Source organism: Halomonas sp. ALS9 (assembly GCF_001651035.1).
GTDB lineage: Bacteria > Pseudomonadota > Gammaproteobacteria > Pseudomonadales > Halomonadaceae > Vreelandella.
In genome coordinates this window covers 176,437-198,850 of sequence record NZ_LXRG01000201.1, presented here as the reverse complement: position 1 = coordinate 198,850, position 22,414 = coordinate 176,437, and the positions used below count along the sequence as shown (strand labels likewise).

At 56.3% G+C, this 22,414-nt stretch carries 17 protein-coding genes; 16 read left to right on the top strand and 1 reads right to left on the bottom strand.

The genetic code is table 11. From position 1 onward, the window contains the following. Nucleotides 1-49 precede the first annotated feature (49 nt). The 14 genes from uppS (at nt 50) to tilS (ending at nt 17,465) form a co-directional block, all read left to right on the top strand. Nucleotides 50-838, top strand: a complete 789-nt coding sequence (gene uppS, locus A6R74_RS18740; protein WP_064235985.1) for a polyprenyl diphosphate synthase — start codon at nt 50-52, stop codon at nt 836-838. After that, on the top strand, nt 831-1,661 hold the full coding sequence (locus A6R74_RS18735; protein ID WP_064235984.1) for a phosphatidate cytidylyltransferase: 831 nt from the start codon (nt 831-833) through the stop codon (nt 1,659-1,661). Before uppS ends, A6R74_RS18735 begins: the two co-directional genes overlap by 8 nt. Further along, nucleotides 1,658-2,845, top strand: coding sequence for a 1-deoxy-D-xylulose-5-phosphate reductoisomerase (gene ispC, locus A6R74_RS18730; protein ID WP_064235983.1), 1,188 nt, complete (start codon nt 1,658-1,660; stop codon nt 2,843-2,845). The genes A6R74_RS18735 and ispC overlap by 4 nt, the downstream gene beginning before the upstream one ends. 54 nt (nt 2,846-2,899) lie before the next feature. Next, nucleotides 2,900-4,258: a sigma E protease regulator RseP gene (rseP, locus tag A6R74_RS18725; protein ID WP_064235982.1), complete on the top strand. Its 1,359-nt coding sequence runs from the start codon at nt 2,900-2,902 to the stop codon at nt 4,256-4,258. A gap of 100 nt (nt 4,259-4,358) precedes the next feature. Beyond that, nucleotides 4,359-6,710: an outer membrane protein assembly factor BamA gene (bamA, locus tag A6R74_RS18720; RefSeq protein ID WP_373557066.1), complete on the top strand. Its 2,352-nt coding sequence runs from the start codon at nt 4,359-4,361 to the stop codon at nt 6,708-6,710. Between the two features lie 58 nt (nt 6,711-6,768). After that, a complete protein-coding gene (locus tag A6R74_RS18715; RefSeq protein WP_064235981.1) occupies nt 6,769-7,269 on the top strand; it encodes an OmpH family outer membrane protein in 501 nt (166 codons plus the stop codon). Nucleotides 7,270-7,322: 53 nt separating this feature from the next. After that, nucleotides 7,323-8,357 carry a UDP-3-O-(3-hydroxymyristoyl)glucosamine N-acyltransferase gene (lpxD, locus tag A6R74_RS18710; RefSeq protein ID WP_064235980.1) on the top strand — a complete coding sequence of 345 codons (1,035 nt, stop codon included), beginning with the start codon at nt 7,323-7,325 and terminating at the stop codon, nt 8,355-8,357. A 149-nt stretch (nt 8,358-8,506) separates the two neighbouring features. Beyond that, complete coding sequence (gene fabZ, locus A6R74_RS18705) at nt 8,507-8,950, top strand: 3-hydroxyacyl-ACP dehydratase FabZ (RefSeq protein ID WP_064235979.1); 444 nt, start codon at nt 8,507-8,509, stop codon at nt 8,948-8,950. Further along, nucleotides 8,947-9,714: an acyl-ACP--UDP-N-acetylglucosamine O-acyltransferase gene (gene lpxA / locus A6R74_RS18700; protein WP_064235978.1), complete on the top strand. Its 768-nt coding sequence runs from the start codon at nt 8,947-8,949 to the stop codon at nt 9,712-9,714. Before fabZ ends, lpxA begins: the two co-directional genes overlap by 4 nt. Before the next feature lie 31 nt (nt 9,715-9,745). Further along, nucleotides 9,746-10,918, top strand: coding sequence for a lipid-A-disaccharide synthase (lpxB, locus tag A6R74_RS18695; protein WP_064236091.1), 1,173 nt, complete (start codon nt 9,746-9,748; stop codon nt 10,916-10,918). Continuing rightward, nucleotides 10,908-11,555: a ribonuclease HII gene (gene rnhB / locus A6R74_RS18690; protein ID WP_064235977.1), complete on the top strand. Its 648-nt coding sequence runs from the start codon at nt 10,908-10,910 to the stop codon at nt 11,553-11,555. Before lpxB ends, rnhB begins: the two co-directional genes overlap by 11 nt. A 38-nt stretch (nt 11,556-11,593) precedes the next feature. After that, a complete protein-coding gene (gene dnaE / locus A6R74_RS18685) occupies nt 11,594-15,100 on the top strand; it encodes a DNA polymerase III subunit alpha (RefSeq protein WP_064235976.1) in 3,507 nt (1,168 codons plus the stop codon). A 105-nt stretch (nt 15,101-15,205) separates the two neighbouring features. Continuing rightward, nucleotides 15,206-16,162, top strand: a complete 957-nt coding sequence (locus A6R74_RS18680) for an acetyl-CoA carboxylase carboxyltransferase subunit alpha (RefSeq protein ID WP_064235975.1) — start codon at nt 15,206-15,208, stop codon at nt 16,160-16,162. Further along, complete coding sequence (gene tilS, locus A6R74_RS18675; protein WP_064235974.1) at nt 16,143-17,465, top strand: tRNA lysidine(34) synthetase TilS; 1,323 nt, start codon at nt 16,143-16,145, stop codon at nt 17,463-17,465. Before A6R74_RS18680 ends, tilS begins: the two co-directional genes overlap by 20 nt. Here tilS and ppx read toward each other — a convergent pair. Further along, nucleotides 17,440-18,993: an exopolyphosphatase gene (gene ppx, locus A6R74_RS18670; protein WP_064235973.1), complete on the bottom strand. Its 1,554-nt coding sequence runs from the start codon at nt 18,991-18,993 to the stop codon at nt 17,440-17,442. The two genes, tilS and ppx, sit on opposite strands and share 26 nt — an antisense overlap. Nucleotides 18,994-19,552: 559 nt before the next feature. On the opposite strand from ppx, the gene rho reads away from it, so the two are divergent. Next, the gene (rho, locus tag A6R74_RS18665) at nt 19,553-20,812 is read left to right on the top strand and encodes a transcription termination factor Rho (protein WP_007111700.1); all 1,260 of its coding nucleotides are present in this window, start codon (nt 19,553-19,555) and stop codon (nt 20,810-20,812) included. 72 nt (nt 20,813-20,884) lie between these two features. Next, nucleotides 20,885-22,375 (top strand): 4-hydroxy-3-polyprenylbenzoate decarboxylase, encoded by a 1,491-nt coding sequence (gene ubiD, locus A6R74_RS18660; RefSeq protein WP_064235972.1) that lies wholly within the window; start codon nt 20,885-20,887, stop codon nt 22,373-22,375. Nucleotides 22,376-22,414 lie beyond the last annotated feature (39 nt).

The following is a 22,414-nucleotide window of genomic DNA, read 5'->3' as shown; positions in this document are numbered from 1 at the left end:
GCCACACTCTGGCTGGTTTTTTTATGACTGATCTTTGGTGCGAGAATCCATGACGTCTCCGCAGCTCCCTGAACAACAGCCGGACGACGCCTGTGCGCTTTCACTGGCCGGGGAGGCCCCGCCGTCTCATGTTGCCATTATTATGGATGGCAATAATCGCTGGGCGCGCGCGCGTGGGCTCTCAGGTGTGCGCGGGCACCGGGCCGGAGTGGAAACTGTGCGTGCGGTAATTCAGCGGGCCGCCGAGCGTGAGGTGCAAACGCTCAGCCTGTTCGCCTTCTCCAGCGAAAACTGGAAACGTCCAGCCGCAGAGGTCAACGCGCTGATGGAGCTGTTTTTGATGGCGCTTAAGCGTGAAGTCAAAAAGCTCAATGAACGAAATGTACGTCTCTCGATCATTGGCGAGCAGCGGGGCTTTTCCCATGCCATCCAAAAGCATATTCAGCGTGCTGAAGCGTTAACGGCAGGCAATACCGGTATGCACCTGGTGATTGCTGCCAACTACGGTGGACAATGGGATATCGCACGGGCGGCGCGCAGCTTAGCCGAGCAGGTAGCCGCGGGGGAGTTGGCCCCTGATGCCATCGATGAAGTCTGCTTCGATCAAGCGATGGGGATTGATGACGTGCCACCGGTGGATCTGTGTATACGTACTAGCGGTGAACAGCGGTTGTCCAACTTTATGCTTTGGCAGTTGGCCTATGCCGAGCTGCATTTTTCCCCACTGCTGTGGCCCGATTTCGGTGCGGAAGCTTTTGACGCGGCATTAAACGACTTTTGTCAGCGCCGTCGTCGCTTTGGCATGACGGACGAACAAATAGAGGCGCAGGGTGCTTAAACAGCGGATTATCACCGCAGCCTGGCTAGCACCCCTGGTGTTAGTTGGCCTGTTTGGTTTAGACGGCGGCGCTTTTGCGTTATTTACAGCGCTGATGGTGCTGCTTGCTACCTGGGAGTGGGCTAATCTGGCGGGTGTTTCCCGCACGGTGCAGCGTGCCCAGCTAGTGGCCGTGATGGCCGCACTGATGCTGGCGATGTGGCTAACTGGCGCTGCCACGGCGATATGGCCGCTTTGGCTGGCCGCCGCTGGCTGGCTGATGAATCTCTACTGGGTAACCCGTTACCCCGCTGCTGGTGAGCAGTGGCAGGCCACTGGGCGGCGCTTGGCGATGGGCCTGTGGGTGCTGTTGCCCTGCTGGGTGGGGTTTAACGTTCTGCGTGATATTGGTATGGCGTGGCTGCTGTTTGTGCTGCTGCTGGTCTGGAGTGCGGATATTGGCGCCTACTTTGTGGGGCGTAACTGGGGTAAGCGCAAATTGGCCCCCCACGTGAGCCCAGGCAAATCATGGGAGGGCGTGTTCGGTGGCTTAGTGGCGACGGCTATCCTGGCTATCCTGTTTGCGCTGTGGCTACCGCTGGATCTGGTTGGCGGTATCACCCTGATACTGATCACCGCCGTGGTTACCTTGGCCTCTGTGCTAGGGGATCTGCTGGAAAGCATGCTCAAGCGCTACCGTAATATCAAAGACTCAAGCCAACTGCTTCCTGGCCACGGTGGGGTGATGGATCGCATTGACAGTCTTACCGCAGCGATCCCGCTATTTGCGCTGTTCTATGTGGAAGTGCTTGTTGAGCTATTTGCCAAGGTGCCGCCGCTATGAGCCAATCATCACTACAACGTGTGACGGTACTGGGGTCGACAGGCTCCGTCGGCACTAGCACGCTGGACGTGATTGGTCGCCACCCCGACCGCTATAGCGTCCATGCGTTGACTGCGCACACCTCTAAAGAGGCCTTGTTGGCGCAGTGCTTAGCGCATCGGCCTGCGGTTGCGGTACTTGATGGTGAAGCCGATGCCGCTTGGCTACGCCAAGCGCTTAAGCGGGCTGGCCAGGCAACCGAAGTGAGCGCAGGCCCGCAGGCACTGTGTGAGGTTGCCCGGGACGCGAGTGTCGACTGCGTGATGGCGGCGATTGTCGGCGCAGCGGGCTTGCTGCCTGCGCTAGCGGCTGCTGAAGCGGGTAAGCGCGTACTACTGGCCAATAAAGAAGCATTGGTGATGAGTGGCGCACTCTTTATGGAGGCTGTTTCCCGGTCGGGGGCGATATTACTGCCGATTGATTCCGAACATAATGCTATTTACCAGTGTCTACCTGCGGAGCATCGCGGCGGACTTGCCAAGCACGGCGTCCGTCAGCTGCTGCTAACAGCCTCTGGGGGGCCGTTTCGTACCTGGAGCCAAGCTGATATCAACAATGTCACTCCCGAGCAGGCCTGTGCTCACCCCAACTGGTCAATGGGGCGTAAAATATCGGTGGATAGCGCCACGCTGATGAATAAAGGACTCGAGCTTATTGAAGCCTGCTGGCTGTTTGATGCTACGCCCGAACAGATCCAGGTGGTGGTGCACCCGCAAAGCGTGATTCACTCCATGGCGGCGTATCAAGATGGTTCGGTGATTGCACAGTTAGGCAATCCTGATATGCGCATCCCCATCGCCTACGGGCTAGCGTGGCCAGAGCGAATTGACGCCGGGGTTGAAACACTGGATCTTTTTCAGGTGGCACGGCTTGATTTTGAAGCGCCCGATGAAATCCGCTTTCCCTGTTTAGGGCTGGCTCGTGAAGCGATGCGGCAGGGCGGCATGGCACCTGTTGTGCTTAACGCAGCCAATGAAGTCGCGGTAGACGCCTTTCTACAGCGTCAGCTTGGTTTTACCGCAATTGGGCAGCTGGTGGCCGACGTTCTATCGCGGCCCTATCAGGGCCAGGTAGACAGCCTGGACAGCGTATTGGCAACCGATCAATGGGCGCGGCAGCAGGCGTTTGAACTGATAACAAGGTGATCCGCTTAAGCATTCGCTGAGCTGGTCGCGAGTGCGGGGCGTTAAGGAGTGAGTGTGGGCCTAATACAGAACATTTTAGCGGTCATTGTGGTGTTGGGCCTGTTAGTTACGTTCCATGAGTTTGGTCACTTTTGGGTGGCAAGGCGCTGTGGCGTCAAAGTGCTGCGCTTTTCGGTGGGCTTTGGCAAGCCGCTATGGTCGCGGGTTGATCGCCAGGGCACTGAGTTTGCCATAGCCGCTATTCCCCTGGGCGGCTATGTCAAAATGCTCGATGAGCGTGAGGCACCGGTGCCGGAAGAGCAGCTTGACCAGGCGTTTAACCGCAAGACCGTTTGGCAACGCATTGCGATTGTAGCAGCGGGCCCTATCGCCAACTTCTTACTGGCAATAGTGGCTTACTGGGCGCTGTTTGTGGCGGGTACCACGGTGGTGTCGCCGATGGTGGGCAGCGTTGCACCTGACTCTCCAGCTGCCGAGGCCGGACTTGCCAATGGTGATGAAATTGTCGCCATTCAAGGCGATGAGATGCGCTCTTGGGAAGATGTTAATCTAAAGCTGGTGTCGATTATTGGCTTCAGCGGAGAGTTGGATATCGACGCCCGCCCTGAAGGCGCGAGCGACCCGCAGCGATTTGGGTTATCGGTGACGGATTATTTGGTTCGTCAAGACCCACCACAGCCGCTGCAAACACTAGGCATTACCCCATGGCAGCCGGAATTCCCGGCTGTTTTAGGCCAAGTAGTGAATGGGGAGGCTGCAGAACAAGCAGGCCTAGAAGCTGGTGATAGGATGGTGGCGGTTAATGGCGAACCAGTGGATGATTGGATGCACTTCGTCAACATGGTGCGAAGTAGTCCAGGTGAAACGCTGCAGCTCACCTATGAACGTAACGGCGAGCAGACAAGTGTTGATTTAACCCCTGGGCGTAACCGCTTGGAAACTGGGGTTGAAATTGGCTATATCGGCGCTGGGGCAGAACAAATTGAATGGCCGGAAGAGTTTCAGCGTGAAATTCGCTATGGTCCGATCGAAGCGATAGGCCAAGCTGTTTCGCGCACTGGGGCGATGACGCTTTTAACCTTAGATGCCATACGCAAAATGTTTGTGGGGCTTATCTCGCCTTCCAATTTGTCTGGGCCGATTACCATTGCGCAAGTTTCTGGTGATTCAGCCCGTGCTGGGATGGAAGCGTTTATTGGTTTTCTAGCGTATCTTTCTATCAGCCTTGGGGTGCTGAACTTACTACCTATCCCGGTGCTCGATGGTGGCCACTTGCTCTATTATTTTATGGAGGTCGTGCGTGGACGACCAGTATCTGAGAAAACCCAAGCTGTAGGATTACGCATTGGGCTTGCCATGGTCGGCACCCTGATGTTGATGGCCCTCTATTTTGATCTGATGCGCCTGTGGTAATGACGCGTGTAGCGCGCAGGATGCCTTGTCATCTGCCTGCACAAATGTATATGGTGCCTTTCTGGAATGATAGGCAGACCAACGCGAGCGAATTGACTGCATGAAAATCAAGACCCTTGGAATGGCGGCACTCTTGCTGGCAGGCGCCAGCGGCGCCCAAGCACAATCCTTTGATGTTTCTGACATTCGAGTGGAAGGACTGCAGCGGGTATCTGCCGCCTCGGTCTTCAATGCATTTCCGGTGAGTGCCAATGAGCGCGTCAGCGAGGCGCAGTTGGCCGCCGCTGCCCGTGACTTATTTGCCACAGGGCTCTTTGACGATGTCTCCCTGGCACGCGAAGGTGATGTACTGGTTATTCAGGTCGTCGAGCGTCCCACCATTGCGCGGCTACAGATCAGTGGCAACGATCAGATATCCGAAGAAGATTTGCGCAATGGTTTGCGGGAATCAGGGCTCTCAGAAGGCCAGGTACTGGAACTCTCCACGCTGGAAGAAATTCAGCGTGAACTGGAAGGCGTTTATCAGTCCCAGGGCCGCTACAGCGCCAGTATCAATACCGAAGTTGAAGAGGTTGATGAGGGCCGGGTGCAGGTCAATATCAATATTAACGAAGGTGAAGTGGCTAAGATTCGCCAGATCAATATCGTTGGTAACGAAGCCTTCGATGATGAAACGCTGCGAGGTGTGTTTGAGCTAAATGATCGGCCTGGGCGGATTTTTGGCTGGTTCTCTAGCGACGAGTACTCCCGTGAAGCACTGTCAGGCGATATTGAGCGGCTGCGCTCGTTCTACTTGGATCGCGGCTACGTCAACTTCGATGTGACGTCGACCCAGGTGTCAATCGGCCCGGAAAAATCCGAGATCTTTATTACCCTCAATGTCGATGAGGGTACCCAGTATCGGGTTGGCAATATTCGTTTCGCGGGTGATTTACAGATCAGTGAAAATGAAGCCCGCCAACTGCTCACCGTCAAAGAGGGGGAGATTTTCTCTCGCGGTGATGTCAATAACTCTACGGAAGCGCTACGCCAACGTTTAGGTGCTGAGGGTTTCGCCTTTGCTGATATTCAGGGCGTACCTGAAATGGCAGAAGATGGCGAAACGGTCGATCTGGTCATTGCTGTCAATCCTGGTGAACGCGCCTACGTACGTCGTATCGAGTTCTACGGTAATACGACAACTCAAGATGAAGTACTACGTCGTGAAATGATCCAGTTGGAGGGCGCACCGGCTTCCACCGAAGCTATTACTCAATCGCGTCAGCGTCTTGAACGACTAGGCTTCTTTAGCCAAGTAGAGGTAGATACCCAGCCTGTGCCTGGCGAACCAGATTTACTCGACGTTACTTATAATGTCGAAGAGCAGCCCTCTGGTTCAGTCTCTGCGAGCGTTGGTTTCTCCCAGAGTGCCGGTGTTATTTACGGCGTTGGCTTGTCGCAAAACAACTTCTTGGGTACGGGTAACCGGGTCAATGTGGGTGCTCAGCGCAGCGACACCTTTACCAGTGTGAACTTTGGCTTCACTGACCCCTACTGGACGCTGGATGGGATTTCTCGCGGTTATAATCTGTTCTACCGCGAAACTGACTATGCCGATTCGGATATTTCGACCTTCTCGACGGACGCCTACGGTGCCGGTATCAACTTCGGTTACCCCGTCAGTGAGCTGTCGCGGCTTAACTTCGGTGCCAGCGTTGAAGACCTGACGGTGAAAACCTACTTCGACACGGCCTCAGAAATTCGTCGCTATGTGGAAGATCAAGGCGAAGATGCGCAAAGTTTGAAGCTGACCGCTAGCTGGACACGCAATAATCTTAACCGCGGTATTATGCCGACCGATGGCAACTATCAGCGCTTATCACTGGAAACTGGCGTGCCGGGCAGTGATTCGGAGTACTACAAGCTGCGCGCGCGAGCTCAACAACTCTTCCCGATTAACGATGACGAGTCCTGGGCGTTCAAATTTACGGGCAACGTCGGCTATGCCGATACGCTGGGCGGCAGCGATCCATTCCCCTTCTATGAAAACTTCTATGCGGGCGGTCTTGGCTCAGTGCGTGGTTTCACCTCCAATACGCTTGGGCAGCGCACTACGCCAGCAACAGAGGGCGGTCGTGACCGTACCCTGGGAGGTAACGTTTCAATAGAAGGTAGCGCCGAGATCATCTTCCCGCTGCCCTTTGTTGAAGATCAGCGCGCGCTGCAAACATCGCTGTTTCTGGATGGTGGTAATACCTTCCTGACCTCTTGCTACGATGTGCTCGCGGAAGACGCAGGGCGCCAGCAGTGTAACTCCGGCGTTGATCTAGGCGATTTGCGCTACAGTGCCGGTATCGGCCTTTCTTGGCTAACACCGGTGGGCCCGCTGACCTTCAGCGTTGCTGAACCATTGAACGATGAGAGCGGTGACGACACCCAGTTCTTCCAGTTCTCACTCGGCCAATCGTTCTAATTTTGCTAGACCGCGTGCCATGGCGGCGCGCGCTAGCGTGACCTAAGGAGATAATAGGATGCGTAGACTAACAGCGGTGGTATGCCTGTTGGGCGCGATGATTTTGCCCGCTCACGCGGCAGAAGTAGCCGTGTTGGACTGGCGAGCAGCATTGATGAATACCCAATCCGCCCAGGCCTCAATGAGCAGCCTGGAAGGACAGATCGGCAATCAGCAGCGTGAAGCGCAGAACCTGGGTAATGAGTTACAGCAATTACAGCAGCGCTTGCAGAACGAAGGCGAGACCATGGCCCAGTCTCAGCGTGAGACGCTGATTAGCGAACTACAAGAAAAGGGCGGTCGTTTTGAGCAGCTCCGCCGGGAAGTTATTCAGGCCCAGCAGCGCTCTGAGCAACAGTTTTTAGAAAGCGCTGAACCAAAATTGGAACAAGCCGTCGCACAGGTGCTGGAACGTCACGGTATTGATGTACTGGTTGAGCCCCAGGGCGTACTGCACTCCGGGGTGGATCTGCCTAATGTGACCGACGAAGTCACACAGATTTTTGATACCTTGAACTAAATTTAAACGATGAATGGTGTGGCCTGGTCACACCAAAGCTTCCCTGGGCTCCCATGACGCACGCTTCTCATCACCTAACCCTCGCAGACATTGCGCGCCAATTGGGCATTGCCGTTAGCGGTAATGCCCAGCAGCCGATACGTGGCTTGGCGACGCTAAAAGAGGCGCGGCCGGATCAAGTCGCTTTCCTGGCCAATCGCGCCTATCTGAAAGATTTGGCGTCGACCAAGGCTGCAGCGGTATTGTTGCATCCTGAGCATGGTAAACACTGCCCGGTAGCGCGTCTGGAAATCGATAACCCTTACTTGGGCTATGCCAAGTTATCGCAGCTGTTTGACCCATTGCCTGCCCGCGACGTCGTCGGTATTCATCCCACGGCGGTAGTGGCGGAAGACGCTAAGCTAGGCGCCGATGTCTGCATTCAAGCGCATGCTGTGATTGAAGCGGGTGTGGTGCTGGGTGACCGCGTAGTGATTGGAGCAGGGAGTGTGGTGGGGGCCGATAGCATTATTGGTGATGCAACGCGTCTGCATGCCAATGTCACTGTGTGTCACGGCGTGGTGGTTGGCAAACGGGCAGTTCTGCAAAGCGGCTGTGTGATTGGCGGCGACGGCTTTGGCTTTGCCCACGACGGTGCTGGGTGGCATAAAATTGCCCAGTTAGGTGGCGTTGTATTGGGTGATGACGTGGAAGTGGGCAGTTGCTCCAGCATTGATCGTGGCGCGCTGGGCGATACGGTGATTGGAGATGACGTCAAAATTGATAGTCAGGTACAAATTGCCCATAACGTCATCATTGGCGACCACAGCGCCTTAGCGGGCTGTGTGGGTATTGCAGGCTCTACCAAAGTAGGCAAGCACTGCATGCTGGGTGGCGGCGTGGGTTTGTCTGGCCATCTGACCATCTGCGATGGTGTTCAGGTAACGGGTATGAGCTTAGTGACTAACTCAATCCATGAGCCGGGGGTCTATTCCTCTGGTACTGGCGCCATGGCCAATACCCAATGGCGTAAAAACGCGGTGCGTTTTAAACAGCTTGATGATATCGCTAAGCGATTGGCACGGTTGGAAAAGAAGCAACGTGATTAATAAGTGCTGAATGAAATTTACCCGCTGCTGTTTTGAGCTTAGATGGCCGCGGGGTATAATCCCAGCCTTTTAATCAGCGGACGTGCTGGTATTTGCCTGACGCTCTTCAGGAGTACATCAGGTGTTTTGTTATTTTAGAGGTCGCTACGATGGTTATGGATATCAATGAAATTCGCGAGTACTTGCCCCACCGCTACCCTTTTTTGCTGGTGGATCGAGTAACGGAACTAGCCATCGGTGAATCCATCGTTGCGTACAAGAATGTCAGCATCAATGAGCCGTTTTTTAACGGCCATTTTCCGCATCACCCGATTATGCCCGGCGTGCTGGTGATTGAGGCATTGGCCCAGGTATGCGGTATTCTCGGCTTTAAAACGGTCAATAAACTACCGGCTGATGGCTATGTCTACTACCTGGTCGGCAGTGACAAAGTGCGTTTTAAACGCCCGGTAATGCCGGGTGACAAGCTCACTTTACAGGCCGACGTGATTAAAGGTAAGCGCGGTATTTGGAAATTTGCATGCCGAGCCACGGTTGACGGTGAGCTGGCCTGCGAAGCGGAAATTATTTGTGCCGAGAGGAAGGTGGCTTGATACATCCTACTGCACTGGTCGACCCGACGGCGCACCTTGCCGACGACGTTGAGGTTGGCCCTTTTAGCATCATTGGTCGCGACGTCACGATCGGCGCAGGCTCAGTGATTGGCCCTCATGTGGTGGTTAAAGGCCCCACCACACTGGGTGAGCGCACGCGTATCTTTCAGTTTGCCTCGGTAGGCGAAGATTGCCAGGATAAAAAATACGCAGGCGAACCTACGCGTTTAGTCATGGGCGACGATAACGTCATCCGCGAAGGCGCCACCATTCACCGCGGCACCGTTCAGGATCGCAGTGAAACCACCATTGGTTCGCGCAACCTGTTTATGGCCTATGTGCATGTTGGTCATGACTGCGTAATTGGTAACGACTGTATTCTGGCCAATCAGGTCACCCTGGCGGGTCATGTGACGGTTGGCGATCATGCCATTCTGGGCGGCTTGGCGGCGGTCCATCAGTTCTGCCATTTTGGCGACCACGCCATGGCCGGTGGTGGCTCGATTATCACCAAAGACACGCCCGCCTATATCATGATTAATGGCAACCCTGCCGAAGCGCGTGGCCTGAATCTAGTGGGCTTAAAGCGACGAGGCTTTAGCCGTGAAGCGATTAATGCTTTAACCGCCGCCTATAAGATGGTCTATCGCCAAGGGCTGACCACTGAACAGGCGCTTGCCGAAATGCGTAGCCGCTTTGAACTACCCGAAGTCGAACATTTTGCCGCCTCCATTGAGCGTTCGACCCGCGGCATCACCCGCTAACCCATGTTAAGCCATCTGTGACCCTGCAATGATGACCCTGCACCGCGTCTACCTCGTGGCCGGAGAACTCTCCGGCGATATTCTTGGCGCTGGGCTGATGCGTGAACTCAAAGCACGCCACCCCGACGTCGAATTTCGTGGTATCGGCGGGCCACGCATGCAGGCGGAGGGCATGGAGAGTCGCTTTCCGTTAGAGACCCTCGCGGTAATGGGGCTGGTTGAAGTGCTCAAGCACCTCCCCGAACTGATCCGCGTGCGGCGCACCCTAAAAGCCGAAGCGTTGGCCTGGCAGCCGGATATTATGCTGGGTATCGATGCGCCGGACTTCAATTTAGGCTTGGAGCGCCAGCTCCGCGAAGCGGGCATTACCACCGCCCACTACGTGAGTCCTTCTGTATGGGCGTGGCGCCAGGGGCGGGTGAAGGGCATCGCCAAGTCGGTCGACGGTATACTGACACTGCTGCCGTTTGAAGCTGCCTTCTATCGTGAACACCGGGTGCCTGTCGCCTTTGTGGGCCATCCCCTGGCCGACGAAATGGCGCTGGAAAATGACCGTGTTGCCACGCGCCAAGCGCTGGAACTGGCACCTGATCGCCAGGTGTTGGCGCTGTTGCCCGGTTCCCGGGCCAATGAAATTCGTTTTTTGGGCGACACCTTTCTTGCTGCCGCCCAACAGCTCTGCCAGCTTCACCCCGCGCTCCACGTGGTTATTCCTGCGGCCACCGCTGATCGCCGCCATGAAATTAACGCGCTGCTGGCCAACTACCCGCAATTGGCCGAGTGCACGACGCTGCTCGATGGTCAGGCCCGTGAGGCGATGGTAGCCAGCGATATCGTACTGCTGGCCTCTGGCACCGCCGCGCTGGAAGCCATGCTGTGCCATCGCAGCATGCTGGTGGCTTACAAGATGGCCCCGGCCACCCACTGGCTGGCCAAGCGAATGGTGAAAACCCAGTGGGTCTCATTGCCAAACTTGATTGCCCAAGAAACGCTGGTGCCCGAACTGATCCAAGACGCCGCCTCACCGGAGGCAATTACTGACCTGCTCAGCGCCATGCTGGCGGACGAGACAAGCCGCCATGCCTTGGAAACCCGCTTTGCCGAGATGCACGCTTCGCTCCAGCGTAACGCCAGCCATCGCGCCGCCGAGGCGATTAGCCTGTTGGCCGCGGGTCAGCCGTTGGAGGAAGTGTATGTCGATTGAGCATTGGGCGAGTAAGCAATGGTCTATTGGGCATAAGGATTTTCCTAGCCTTGAGGTTGCCTATAGCGGCGAGCGACTGGCAGGAGTTGATGAGGTAGGGCGTGGGCCGCTGATCGGCAGCGTGGTAGCCGCGGCGGTGATTCTTGACCCCGCTCAGCCCATTGTCGGTCTTACCGACTCTAAAAAACTCACTGCACGCAAGCGAGAAGCGCTGGATAGTCAGATTCGTGAGCGGGCGTTAGCCTTTGCTGTGGCAGAAGCCAGCGCGGCCGAAGTGGATGCGCTGAATATTTACCACGCCACCCATTTAGCCATGCGTCGGGCGGTTGATGCGCTGGCACCGGCGGCGGAATATCTACTCGTCGATGGCAATAAATTACCTGGGCATCCATTGCCCGGTCAGGCCGTTGTAAAGGGGGATTCACGTCACTGCGCTATTGCCGCCGCCTCAATTTTAGCTAAAGTCGCTCGCGATGCTCAGATGGTTGCCCTGGATGAGTGCTATCCTGAGTATGGTTTTGCGCGCCATAAGGGCTACCCAACCAAAGAGCATTTGGCGGCGCTTGCAGCTCACGGGCCACTGGCCGAACATCGGCGTAGCTTTGCGCCAGTGCAGCGTCAGCTGGCGCTGCTTTAACGTACTTTTTCTTCTTCTAGCGTTTTGCTGAGAGTCCCATGACGGTTCCGTTCGTTCATTTACGTTTGCACAGTGAATACTCCCTGGTCGATGGCTTAGTGAAGCTAAAATCGCTGGTCAGCACCACGGCTGAACGGGCGATGCCGGCGCTGGCCTTGACCGATGAAACCAACCTGTTTGGCCTGGTAAAGTTTTACAAGGCTGCCCAGGGGGCGGGGTTGAAACCGATTATTGGCAGCGATTTATGGCTGCAAAATCCCCATGATGAGTCCCACCCTTACCGGCTAACGCTGCTGGCGATGAACGATATTGGCTATCGCAACCTGACCGAGTTGATCTCGAAAGGCTGGACGCATGGTCAACGTCAGGGGCGTGCGATTCTCGATAAACAGTGGGTGCTGGAACAGAGCGAAGGCTTGATTGCGCTTTCCGGCGCGCGGGAAGGTGAGATTGGCCGCCATTTACTGTCGGATCACGAACAGGACGCCCGGGTGCTGCTGCAAGAGTGGCAGGCGGCATTCCCCGAACGCTTCTACCTGGAGCTGATTCGTACCGGGCGCCCGCTGGAAGAGGCCTGCGTTCACGCCAGCGTCAAGCTGGCCATTGAGACAGGCACGCCTGTGGTGGCGACCAACGACGTGCGCTTTCTTGAGCGCGAAGATTATTGGGCCCACGAAACCCGCGTGGCCATTGGCGAAGGCAAAGCGCTGGATGACCCTCGCCGTGAGCGCCGCTATACCGAAGAGCAGTACCTAAAAAGCCCCGACGAGATGGCGGCACTGTTCGCCGATATTCCCGAAGCGCTGGAAAACAGCGTGATGATCGCCGAGCGCTGCAGCGTCGATGTGCGCCTGGGCGAGATTTTCCTGCCCGAGTTCGGCATTCCTGAAGGTATGACCCAGGACGAGTTCTTCCGCAAGGTCTCCCACGACGGTTTAACCGAGCGGCTGGATTTTCTGTTTCCCGCAGAGCGCTACCCCCGTGACAGCGAAGAGTATCAGGCAATCGACCAGCGCTACCGCGACCGGCTGGAGTTCGAGCTCAACGTTATTATCCAGATGGGGTTCCCTGGCTACTTTCTTATCGTGATGGACTTTATCCAGTGGGCCAAGGACAACAGTGTTCCAGTGGGCCCCGGGCGCGGTTCCGGTGCCGGTTCACTGGTGGCCTACGCGCAAAAAATCACCGATCTGGATCCGATTGGCTACGACCTGCTGTTCGAGCGCTTTCTTAACCCTGAACGTGTCTCGATGCCCGACTTTGACGTCGACTTCTGTATGGAGAAGCGCGATAAAGTCATTGAATACGTGGCCGAGCGCTACGGGCGTAATGCGGTCTCCCAGATCGTTACGTTTGGCACCATGGCCGCTAAAGCCGTAGTGCGTGACGTCGCTCGCGCACAGGGGCGGCCCTACTCGCTGGGCGACAAGCTCTCCAAGCTGATCCCTTTTGAAGTGGGCATGACCCTGGCCAAGGCGATTGAGCAGGAGCCAGCGCTCAAAGAGTTTATCGGCAACGATGAAGAGGCCGAAGAGATCTGGGAGATGGCGCTCAAGCTAGAGGGCACCACTCGCGGCACCGGTAAGCACGCGGGTGGTGTTGTTATTGCGCCGACTAAACTGACTGACTTCTCGCCATTGCTGTGTGATGAAGATGGCTCAGGTCTGGTGGTTCAGTTCGATAAAAATGACATCGAAGAGGCGGGCCTGGTCAAATTTGACTTTCTGGGTCTGAGGACGCTGACGATTATCGACTGGGCGCTGGAGATGGTCGATAAAGTGCGCAGTGTTAACGGCCAGGGGCCGCTCGAAATTGAGAGCATTCCGCTGGATGATGCACCGACCTTTGAGATGCTCAAGCGCGCTGAAACCACGGCGGTCTTCCAGCTCGAATCCCGCGGCATGAAAGAGCTAATCAAGCGCCTGCTGCCCGATTCCCTGGACGACATGATCGCTCTGGTGGCGCTGTTCCGCCCAGGCCCCTTGCAGTCGGGTATGGTCGATGACTTTATCAACCGTAAGCATGGCCGGGCCGAAGTCTCTTACCCCCACCCGGATTACCAGCATGAGCTGCTGAAACCGGTACTGGCGCCTACCTACGGCATTATTCTCTACCAAGAGCAGGTCATGCAGATCGCTCAGGTCATGGCAGGTTACAGTCTCGGCCAAGCGGATATGCTGCGCCGTGCCATGGGTAAGAAAAAACCCGAAGAGATGGCCAAGCAGCGCGATGGCTTTATGGAGGGGTGTGCCGCCAACGGGATCGATAAAGACCTGGCCGGTAACATCTTCGACCTGGTAGAAAAATTCGCCGGTTACGGTTTTAACAAATCGCACTCGGCCGCCTACGCGCTGGTCTCTTACCAAACCGCGTGGCTGAAAGCCCACTATCCGGGGCCCTTTATGGCCGCGGTTATGTCCACCGAAATGGACAACCTGGATAAAGTGGTGCCGCTGATTGAGGAGTGTCGCAACCTCAAACTCACCGTGACGCCACCGAACGTCAACGTTGGTGGCTACAAATTCACCGTCGATACCGATGCTCGAGTGGTCTACGGGCTAGGCGCGATTCGTGGCGTGGGCGAAGGCCCGATTGGCGCCATTGTTGAAGCCCGAGAGGCCGACGGCCCGTTCAAGGATATCTTCGATTTCTGCCGCCGTATCGATCCCAAGCGGATGAATAAGCGCACCCTTGAAGCGCTGATTCGCTCCGGCGCGCTGGATACCATCGGTCCCAATCGCGCGGTGCTGTTTGCCGCAATGGAAGACGCTCTAAAAGCCGCTGCGCAGAATCATGCCAATCAGAATCTAGGCATGCTGGATATGTTTGGTGATGCGTTTGCCGAAGCCGAAGAGGGAGACAGCAACGTTTACGCTGAGTACCTTGGCGCCCGTGAATGGACTGATCGCGAACGGCTCTCGGGAGAGAAAGATACCCTGGGGCTTTATCTTACCGGTCATCCGATTGATGAATACGAGCGGGAGTTAAAGCGTTTTGTGTCGACCCGGATCAGCGATCTGAAACCTTCGCGCGACCCCCAACGGGTGGCCGGGCTGGTGGTCGGCGTGCGCACCATGAAGTCCAAGCGCGGCGATACCATGGCGTTTATCACCCTGGATGACCGCACCGGACGTATTGAGGCCTCGCTGTTTGGGGAGTTATTTGAGCAGTTGCGCGGTCAGATTGAGGCCGATCAGGTGTTGATCGTCGAGGGCGAGGTCTCCAGCGACGAATTTTCCGGCGGCCTGCGTCTGCGCGGCAAAGACGTCACGCCGATGGTGACGGCGCGCATTCGCTATGGTCAGGCAGTGGAGCTGGCGCTGGATGCGGGGCAGATCAATGGCCGCTTAATTGAAACCCTGCGCGACAGCCTGACGCCGTACCGAGACGAGGAAGGTTTGCCGGTACGCCTGCAGTACCGCCACCCAGCAGCGGTTGCTTGGCTCGAACTTGCCGATGAGTGGAAAGTGGCGCCTAGTGACGATTTACTGCTGGCACTGCGAGATGTCCAGGGCCAGGCAGGTGTGCAACTCCGTTATCGTTAAAGGCAGCCCAACTTGCGTGGCTGGGTCAGGGTGCGATAATGCGCTTATTCTCTAATTACTTATCAATGCTCATTTTGATCAGGCTATTTTTTATAGGCAACGCCGATGAATCCTAATTATCTCGATTTTGAACAGCCGATTGCCGAACTTCAGGCAAAAATTGAGGAGCTGCGCTTAGTTAGCTCCGATAGCCAAGTGAACCTTTCTGACGAGATTGCTCGGCTGGAAGAGAAAAGCCGCAAGCTGACGGAATCGATCTTCAAGGATTTGACTCCCTGGCAGGTTTCGCAGATTTCACGGCACCCCCAGCGGCCCTACACGCTGGATTACCTCGAATACATCTTCACCGACTTTGACGAGCTTCACGGCGATCGCAACTTCGCCGATGATGCTGCGCTTGTCGGTGGCATCGCAAGGTTGAACGATGCACCGGTGATGGTCATTGGCCACCAAAAAGGCCGCGATGTAAAAGAGAAAGTACGCCGTAACTTCGGCATGCCGCGCCCAGAAGGCTACCGCAAAGCGTGCCGCCTGATGGAAATGGCCGAACGCTTTAAAATGCCGATTCTGACCTTTATCGACACCCCCGGCGCTTACCCCGGCATCGACGCGGAAGAGCGCGGACAGTCTGAAGCTATCGCTTACAACCTGGCTGTTATGTCACGGCTCAAAACACCGATTATCTCGACGGTAGTGGGCGAGGGCGGCTCCGGCGGCGCGCTGGCCATTGGCGTCTGCGACGAGCTACAAATGCTGCAGTACTCCACCTACTCGGTGATCTCGCCAGAAGGCTGCGCCTCGATTCTGTGGAAGAGCGCCACCAAAGCCTCTGACGCCGCTCAGGCCATGGGCATTACCGCCGAGCGACTGAAAGAGCTGGGTTTCGTCGACTCGCTGATCAAAGAACCGCTGGGTGGCTCTCACCGCCACCCGCTGACCACCGCAGAACGGGTCAAGGAGGCGCTTACCGCTAGCCTGGAACGGTTGCAGGCGATGGACACCGACGCGCTGTTAGAGCGTCGCTACAAGCGTTTAATGAGCTATGGCGCCCCAGCCGCGTAATTTACTGCAAGGCTTGCTTGAAGACGCCCTGGCGGAAACCCCGCCGGGGCGCTCTATTTGGGTGGCACTCTCCGGCGGTCTGGACTCCTGCCTGCTACTCGCGTCAGCCGCACAGGTCTGCGAACAAACAGACCGCCCTTTGCGGGCCATCCACATTAACCACGGCCTCCAGGCGGCGGCAGAGACATTCGAAAAGCAATGTAAAACGCTCTGCGAGCGATTAAACGTTCCGCTAACGGTGGTTAATGTGGCGGTGGATGCCCAAGGCGAGGGCGTCGAAGGTGCTGCCCGTAACGCCCGCTACGCCGCGCTTCATGCCACCCTTCCTGCCGGTGATACGCTGTGGCTGGCCCAACATCAAGACGATCAGGCAGAAACCTTTCTACTTGCCGCCCTGCGCGGCAGCGGACTACGTGGCCTAGCAGGCATGCCTTTTCGGCGCGAGGCCCAGGGCATTACCTTGGTGCGTCCATGGCTCACCGTGCGTCGAGCTGAACTTGAAGCCGCGGCCGGTCTGTTTGAGTTGAGTTGGTGTGAAGATCCCACCAATCAAGATATTCGCTTTGATCGTAATCGGCTGCGTCACCGGATATTGCCTGCGCTGCGCGAGCGCTGGCCCGCCGCCGACGTTGCTTTCGCGAACAGCGCTGTCCACGCCAGTGAAGCAGATGCTGTACTTAGCGAGTACTTACAAGCCGAGTTAGTAGCGCTTGCCACCGGTGGAGGGCAGCTAGATGCGAGCGCGCTTAGGCAGCGATCCCGCTCGCGACAGCGGTTGCTGGTGCGCACCCTTTGTCAGCAGCAGGGCTTACCTACTCCCCCGCAGAAGCGCCTAGAGAGCCTGTTGGATCAACTGACGGTGAAAGCGGATGCTGAGGTGTGCGTTGAGTGGCCGGGCGCTCAGGCGCGCCTTTGGCGCCAACGGCTTTATCTGATGGCTCCGTTTGAACCGCTACCGCTTTGGGAGGCGAGCTGGGATGGTCAAGCGCCGCTGGAGACACCCATCGGGCCGCTAGGTTGGCAAGTGGCGTCATTGCAAAAGCCGTCTCATCAGCACTCTCATCAGCACTCCCAAGTGCTCAGGGCCACCTGGCGACAAGGCGGGGAAGTGATTCAACTGCCCAAACGAGGGCGGCGCGATCTCAAGCGGCTGTTACAAGAGATTGATATGCCGCCCTGGGAGCGCGAGCGGCTGGTGGTCATCATGCAGGCTGAGGCGTGCATTGGGGTGGTTCGCCCGCCTGCACAACTGCTATGGCAAGCAGCGGGCGTCCTTTTTACCCGCCTGACGCCGCCTGCTTAATCACCAACTTAAAACCGGCAGCTTCCATAAACGCCTGCTCCTGCTCCAAGTCAGTACCCAGCAGGGTGGGTTCATCACTAGCTGGCAGCGTGATCGTTAAGCTGTCGCTGTCAGCACTTATTGCCGGTGGTGGCGGGGCGGTTTCTGGACGCGAATGGTTGAGCAGTACGGCTAAACGCAGCAGCCTGGCAAGCTTCTGGGTGGTCGCATGCTGCGCGTTGGGCAGAGCCTGCCACTCCTTGATCGGGAATTTGCGCCGATGGGCGCGTACTAAAAACGCCAGCTGGCGCTGTTCGGGGCGTGAAAAACCGGCAAGGTCGGAATGCTCCAGCAAGTAGGCACCGTGGCGGTGAAACTGGCTGTGGGAGATCGCCAGGCCGATTTCGTGCACGTGGCTAGCCCATTGCAAATAGCGCCCTTGATCAAGGTTTAGCGACCAGGCATGGCGTACCTGATTAAACAAATGTTCGGCGGTGTCGGCGACGTTAAAGCCTTGGCGGGTATCAACATCATAGGTACGCTGCAGCGATTTCAGGCTTTTCGAGCGGGAGTCTTCTGCGGTATTGCGCCCAGCCATATCGTAGAGAACGCCTTCGCGCAGAGCGCCATCGGCAAAGCGCATCTGGGTTAAATCAAAGGCTTCGAAAATTGCGCCAAGAATGGCAATGCCCGCCGGGAACACTTTGGCGCGGTCAGCTTTTAAGCCATTCAGCGCGACTTTATCCAACTGTTTGCACTTTAGCAGCCGTTCGCGCAGCTTTTTCAAACCGTCACGCGTGATAACGCCCTCGTGGGGCGTATCGCCATGAGCATGCAGCACGCTAGCGGCGGCCTTGATTGTGCCGCTTGAACCGACCGGGTCGTCCCAGCCTAGGCGCTGGTAAGAACGCTGAATATTGGCAAGCTCCGAAAGGGCGGCAAGCTCGGCGCGGCGCATGCGTTTCTCGTTTAATTCGCCGTCGGGGAAGAAGCGTCGAGAAAAGGTCACGCAGCCCATGCGCAGGCTTTCCAGCGCTTTGGGCTCAAAGGCTTCGCCAATGATAAATTCTGTCGAACCGCCACCAATATCGATAATTAATCGGCGGCCATTTTCGGCAAGCGCATGGGCGGCACCTAAATAAATCAGTCGGGCTTCTTCGCGGCCAGCAATAATTTCGATAGCGTGACCTAGCTGTGCCTCAGCACGCTCGATAAACGCTTGGCTATTATCGGCATCGCGCAGCGCGTTAGTGCCCACAATGCGCAAATTGGCATCGGTAATGTCGTTTAAAAACGGCGCAAAGCGGCCCAGGCAGTCCAACGCACGCTGCATCGCCTCTTCGCTGAGCATGCCGTCATCGTCTAAACCCGCGGCGAGCTGCACCTTTTCACCCAGACGAGCCACCACCTGTAGGCGTTCATGTTGGTAGTTGGCCACCAGTAGGTGAAAGCTGTTTGAGCCCAGGTCTATAGCGGCGAAGCGCTGCGGTGCACCGCTGTCTGCCTCAGTGGCAGAGGTGGCAATGGGGAGCGAAATATCCGTGGGCATGAGCATTCCTTCGTGTTGGCTGTGCCAAGGTTGCGGTGACCTTTATCTATTGTCAATTGCCAAAGGCTTGCGTTTGTCGCGGCGCTTGACTACCATCCAACTACTGGCCTGATCCGACCTGGTTAGTTAGTGTGTCCACAAGTGCTTCGCTGTTGAGATGACTGACGTTTAAGTTGCTAGTCTTAGATAGCTGCCGTTTAGATAAAAAATCTTGCATGCGTTGTTCAAGTACGGCACCTTGGTCGCCCCAGACGTTATTTATTGTTGTGCCTTTAGCATCAGCCAGAATTCCAAGTCGTCAGATAGCCCATTGGTTTAGCCACTCTCCTGTGGAAACCAGATTAAGCAACTGTTAGCACCCTCGAGTTGAGTCTTAATGATGACAAGTACTAGTGTTGTATGTACTAAGGTTGTTAGCTAAGCCCAACCCAGTTCCTTTCATCTTCGAGCGCGTGCCTTTACCGGGGTCTGAACGCATCACACGGCGTCAATTTCACGCCTCCTGTCTTACTCCCGGCGCCTGGCGCCCAGCTTCCATGAGCAACTTTCTAACACACCGATGAATCTCACTGAACTCAAGCAAAAAACCGTTCCCGAGCTCCTCGATATCGCCCGTGAAATGGGTATTGATAACTTGGCCCGTTCGCGCAAGCAGGACATCATTTTCGCCATCCTCAAAAAACACGCCAAAAGTGGCGAGGATATCTATGGCGACGGTGTGCTGGAAATTCTTCAGGATGGCTTCGGCTTCCTGCGTAGCGCTGACAGCTCCTATCTCGCCGGTCCCGACGATATCTATATATCGCCTTCGCAGATCCGCCGTTTCAATCTGCGCAAGGGTGACTCCATTTCCGGCAAAATCCGCCCGCCGAAGGAGGGAGAGCGCTACTTCGCCCTGCTGAAGGTCAGTCAAATCAACTTTGACCGTCCGGAAAATGCCAAGCATAAGATCCTGTTTGAGAACTTAACACCGTTGTTCCCAGACGATCGCATGCGTATGGAGATCGGTAACGGCTCCACGGAAGACCTTACCGCGCGGATCATCGATCTAACCGCGCCGATTGGTAAAGGCCAACGTGGTCTGCTGGTATCGCCGCCCAAGGCGGGTAAAACGCTGATGTTGCAGAACATCGCGACCTCCATCACGCGCAACAACCCAGAGTGCCACCTGATCGTACTGCTGATCGATGAGCGCCCTGAGGAAGTGACAGAAATGTCGCGCACTGTGCGTGGCGAAGTAGTGGCATCGACCTTTGATGAGCCGCCTGCGCGCCACGTGCAAGTGGCTGAAATGGTCATCGAGAAAGCCAAACGCTTAGTTGAGCACAAGAAAGACGTGGTCATCCTGCTTGACTCGATTACTCGTCTTGCGCGTGCTTACAACACGGTTGTGCCGAGCTCCGGCAAAGTGCTTACCGGTGGTGTCGATGCCCACGCCCTTGAAAAGCCGAAACGCTTCTTTGGTGCGGCGCGTAACATCGAAGAGGGCGGCAGCCTGACGATTATCGCCACGGCGCTGGTCGATACTGGCTCCAAGATGGACGAAGTCATCTTCGAAGAGTTCAAGGGTACCGGCAATATGGAAGCCCACCTGGATCGCAAACTGGCAGAGCGTCGCGTCTTCCCAGCGATCAATATCCGTCGCAGTGGCACCCGTCGTGAAGACCTGCTGGCGTCTGAAGATGAAATGCAGCGTATGTGGATTCTGCGCAAGCTGCTCAATCCGATGGAAGACACCGCCGCCACCGAATTCCTGATTGACCGTCTGAAAGATACCAAGACCAATCTTGAGTTCTTTGAAGCGATGAAGCGCCGCTAGCTTGTCGTCAAAAAGAGCGCCGCTCGTTTTAAGTCAATATTAGCGGCGCACTCGCCAGCCAGGGAGCGTGCCTTGAAGTATAAAGACTTGCGTGAGTTCATCGCGGCGCTTGAAGCCCAGGGTGAACTCAAGCGTATTTCCGTCGAAGTCGATCCTTACCTAGAAATTACTGAAATCTGCGACCGTACCCTGCGTGCCGGTGGCCCGGCGTTGCTATTTGAAAACGTCAAAGGCCACGACATGCCGCTGCTCGGTAACTTGTTTGGCACCCCCAAGCGGGTTGCGCTAGGCATGGGCCAAGATTCGGTAGAAGCGCTCAGAGAAGTGGGTAAGCTGTTGGCGTTTCTCAAAGAGCCTGACCCGCCCAAAGGCTTGAAAGACGCCTGGGATAAGCTGCCGATTTTCAAGCAAGTGCTTAGCATGGGGCCAAAAAACGTCAAGCATGCACCGGTGCAAGAAGTGGTGTATGAAGACGACGAGGTCGATCTTGGTCTGCTGCCGATTCAGCACTGCTGGCCGGGCGATGCGGCACCGCTGGTCACCTGGCCCCTGGTAATTACCAAAGGGCCGCACAAGAAGCGCCAGAATCTGGGTATCTATCGCCAGCAGAAAATCGGCAAAAATCGCCTGATCATGCGCTGGCTCTCCCATCGTGGCGGCGCGCTGGATTTTCTGGAGTTCCAAAAAGCCCATCCTGGTGAGCCTTTTCCGGTCGCAGTGGCGCTTGGCGCCGACCCGGCGACGATTCTGGGCGCCGTAACCCCAGTGCCTGATTCGCTCTCAGAATATGCCTTTGCGGGCCTGCTGCGTGGTTCGCGTACTGAGCTGGTCAAGTGCGGCCACGCTGACCTTGATGTGCCCGCGTCGAGCGAAATTATTCTCGAAGGCTTTATCTATCCGGATGATATGGCCGCGGAAGGCCCCTTTGGTGACCATACCGGTTACTACAATGAGGTCGATCACTTCCCGGTATTTACCATTACGCGTATGACCATGCGCCGTGATGCGATTTACCATTCGACCTATACTGGGCGTCCCCCGGATGAACCGGCGATTCTCGGCGTGGCGTTGAACGAAGTGTTTGTGCCCATCCTGTGCAAGCAGTTCCCTGAAATTGTCGACTTCTACTTGCCGCCGGAAGGCTGTTCTTACCGCATGGCGGTGGTGACCATGAAAAAGCAGTACCCCGGCCACGCCAAGCGCGTGATGATGGGGGTGTGGAGCTTCCTGCGCCAGTTTATGTACACCAAATTTGTGATCGTGCTGGATGACGACGTGGACGCGCGCAATTGGGAAGACGTGATCTGGGCGATCACTACCCGAATGGATCCCGCCCGAGATACCGTGATGGTCGAAAATACGCCGATTGATTATCTGGATTTCGCTTCGCCTGTCTCAGGCCTCGGCTCGAAAATGGGCCTAGATGCCACCAATAAATGGCCAGGCGAGACTGATCGTGAGTGGGGCACACCCATTGTGATGGACGATGCCGTTAAGACACGCGTGGATGAACGCTGGGAAGCGCTGGGTATTGGCCTTGAGCTTCCGCCACCTCGTCGTTGAATGCGACGCATCGCTGACCGAATTTGTTAAAAGAGGCTT